The organism is Kitasatospora sp. NPDC059722 (genome assembly GCF_042733235.1).
Lineage (GTDB): Bacteria > Actinomycetota > Actinomycetes > Streptomycetales > Streptomycetaceae > Kitasatospora.
In genome coordinates this window covers 1-2,137 of the sequence record NZ_JBHWGD010000123.1, presented here as the reverse complement: position 1 = coordinate 2,137, position 2,137 = coordinate 1, and the positions used below count along the sequence as shown (strand labels likewise).

The 2,137-nt window shown below is 72.4% G+C and carries 3 protein-coding genes and 1 pseudogene; 3 read left to right on the top strand and 1 reads right to left on the bottom strand.

The window, feature by feature from the left end:
- Nucleotides 1-149: 149 nt before the first annotated feature.
- On the bottom strand, nt 150-362 hold the full coding sequence (locus tag ACFV4F_RS38760; RefSeq protein WP_329925756.1) for a cold-shock protein: 213 nt from the start codon (nt 360-362) through the stop codon (nt 150-152).
- A 135-nt stretch (nt 363-497) separates the two neighbouring features.
- Here ACFV4F_RS38760 and ACFV4F_RS38755 point away from each other — a divergent pair, with 135 nt between their 5' ends.
- The 3 genes and pseudogenes from ACFV4F_RS38755 to ACFV4F_RS38745 form a co-directional block, all read left to right on the top strand.
- Nucleotides 498-890 carry a phosphotransferase gene (locus ACFV4F_RS38755; RefSeq protein WP_380435308.1) on the top strand — a complete coding sequence of 131 codons (393 nt, stop codon included), beginning with the start codon at nt 498-500 and terminating at the stop codon, nt 888-890.
- 80 nt (nt 891-970) lie between these two features.
- Complete coding sequence (locus tag ACFV4F_RS38750; protein WP_380435307.1) at nt 971-1,156, top strand: hypothetical protein; 186 nt, start codon at nt 971-973, stop codon at nt 1,154-1,156.
- Between the two features lie 397 nt (nt 1,157-1,553).
- Nucleotides 1,554-2,137: pseudogene (locus ACFV4F_RS38745) on the top strand (hypothetical protein); the annotation flags it as partial.

Below are 2,137 nucleotides of genomic sequence, written 5' to 3'. Positions count from 1 at the left end.
GGCCCCCCCCCCCCACACGCCCCCGGGGGGCCCGCCCCGGCCGGGCGGGGGGGGGCCCCCCCCCCCCCCCGGGCGGGGGCGGGCGCGTCGTCCGGACGGTGCTCGGCGTACGCGACCGGGTACCCCCCGTCCGTACCGCCGGCCCCCGGCTACTGCTCGACGCGGACCTTGTCGGCCTGCATGCCCTTCTGGCCCTGAACGGCTTCGAAGGAGACCTTCTGGCCCTCCATCAAGGACTTGAAGCCCTGTCCTTCGATGGCCCTGAAGTGCACGAAGAGGTCCGGACCGGACTCAGGGCTGATGAAGCCGTAGCCCTTCTCCTCGTTGAACCACTTCACGGTGCCGTTCTGACGCTCGGCCATGTCTTCTCCTTGTCGCACGCGGATCGCCTTGCCCCGCGATCCTCTCACGCAGAGCGCGTCCGCAAACACGAACCGTAGTTGGGCCATCCGGGTCGCGCCGTGACGGCACCGGGCTCGGCAGTAGCATGCCCGGTCATGACGGATGATCAGCGGGAAGTGGAACTGGCGGGCGGGGGCGTCAACCGGGTCTTCCGGGCGGGGGCCACCGTTCGGCGCCCGTCGGGGCCGTGGACGGCGACGGTGCACGCCCTCCTCGATCACGTCCACCGGCGCGGCTTCGCCGGTGCTCCGCGCGCCCACGGACTGGACCCCCAGGGGCGCGAGGTCCTCGACTTCATCCCGGGCGACGTCGGGCACCGGCCACTGACCGATGACGCCCTCGTCGCCGTCGGCGCCCTGCTGCGCGAATTCCACGACGCCACCGCGGACTTCACCCCGCCACCGGACGCCACCTGGTTCCTGCCCGCGCGGGAACCGGCCGAGGTGGTCTGCCACGGCGCCTACCTGACCGCCGCGCTCCGACCGTAGGCGACCGGCGTTGACCGAACGTCTACGCGCGAGTGATCGAGTACGGGGCACCAACCCCTTCGAGGTCCTGGAGGACCACCATGATCACGCGTGTACTGGTCGGCATGGCCGCGGCCGCCCTGGTCGCCCTGGGCACCGGCGCGGCGACGTCGGCAACCGCTTCCGGCGGGTCCCCGTCCAACTGGCACTGGGTCAACGGCGTCGGCCACGACACCCACGTGACCGCGGGCGGCTGGCTCGACAAGCCGCGCGAGCACGACATGTAGGCCATCGGGCCCGCCCCACCGGCTCCCTGTCACCGGTGGGGCGCTTTCTGGTCACCGCTCCCGCACGAATCGCCGAAACCCACCGGCCAGAGGGGGGGCATTCCGGCGTCCCCTCCGATCGGCGGAGCAGTCCCAGGCAGCACACAGACGATGTCAAACCGTTACCAAGAGGCCTCCCGAGTGTCCGTTTTGCCCGTTGCGCCGGTGCTGTAATGGCCATGCCTCCTTCAAGGATTGGCAAAGTCAGCACGCCAAGAATGCACATCCCCGACGTCTCGACGGCAATTCCCCGCACTCCTGGAAACCCGCGAACGAAGGCGATCGCGATAGAACGCACAGGAGTTCAGGAATGATGGCTACGAGAATTTCCGCTCTCGGCCGGTGGTCCGCCACCGCCGTGGCCGCCGCCGTCGTGGCGGGGACGGCCGCCGGGTGTTCCGGCGTCGTCGACCGCGGACTCGCCGGCCCCGCCCCGTCGGCGGCCGAGACCACCAGTCCCGCCCCGTCCGCGGCCGAGACCACCAGCCCCACCACGACCGCCGCCGCCGACCCCACGAACCCCGCGACCTGGCGCCTGCCGATGGAGGCCCACCTGCCGACCGACGAGGAGTCCCGGCGGTTCGGCCGGGCGATGGCCACCCTCGTCGGCGACTGCATGCGCAAGGCCGGCCACGCCTACTCGGCGCCGCCGGAACTGCCGAGGCTCGGCCCCAAGACCCTCACCGACTGGCGCTACGGCATCCACGACGCCGCCCTGTCGGCCGAGCGCGGCTACCACCCGGACGCGGCGGAGCAGGCCGCCTACGACGCGGCGATCGCGAAGGGCCTCGCGGCCGGCACCACGGGCGCCGCCGCCGAGGCGGAGCAGGCGTGCGGCGTGCAGAGCAAGCAGCGTCTGGGCGGCGGCGTCCCGACCAGGGGGGGGGGAGCCCAGACGCACCGGCAACTAGCGTTAAATCGCTCCCAGCGCGGGGCCGAGGG

What these genes read in the sequence shown, in the direction of transcription:
- ACFV4F_RS38750 (WP_380435307.1), top strand. Translation starts at nt 971, where the DNA reads ATGATCACGCGTGTACTGGTCGGCATGGCCGCGGCCGCCCTGGTCGCC.
- ACFV4F_RS38755 (WP_380435308.1), top strand. Translation starts at nt 498, where the DNA reads ATGACGGATGATCAGCGGGAAGTGGAACTGGCGGGCGGGGGCGTCAAC.
- ACFV4F_RS38760 (WP_329925756.1), bottom strand. Translation starts at nt 362, where the DNA reads ATGGCCGAGCGTCAGAACGGCACCGTGAAGTGGTTCAACGAGGAGAAG.